Origin of the sequence: Methylobacterium sp. CCH5-D2 (genome assembly GCF_001556475.1) — a bacterium.
Classification (GTDB): domain Bacteria; phylum Pseudomonadota; class Alphaproteobacteria; order Rhizobiales; family Beijerinckiaceae; genus Methylobacterium; species Methylobacterium hispanicum.
On record NZ_LSIX01000210.1, the window covers coordinates 1 to 340 of the forward strand.

Sequence of the window (340 nt, forward strand, 5' to 3'; positions counted from 1 at the left end):
GGACCGGCACGCGGGCCCCGAGCGCCTCGCCGTGAACGCGGATGCGAGCCAGTTCGACACGGCCGTGGTCAACATGGTGGTGAACGCCCGCGACGCCATGGCGGGCGAGGGACGGCTGAGCATCCGCGTCCGTCCCACCTCCGCCATCCCGGCGGTGCGCACCCATCCGAGCGTGCCCGGCGATTTCGTGGCCGTGTCGATCTCGGATACGGGCGCCGGCATCGCCCCCGAGGATCTGGAGCGGATCTTCGAGCCCTTCTTCACCACGAAGGGCGTCGGCCAGGGCACGGGGCTCGGCCTCTCCCAGGTCTTCGGCTTCGCCAAGCAGTCCGGCGGCGAG

1 protein-coding gene is annotated in these 340 nt (G+C 71.8%); it reads left to right on the forward strand.

Features of this window, described 5'->3' with window-relative positions:
• The coding region (locus AX737_RS05470; RefSeq protein WP_245293400.1) for an ATP-binding protein at nt 1–340 on the forward strand (340 nt) is incomplete at both ends.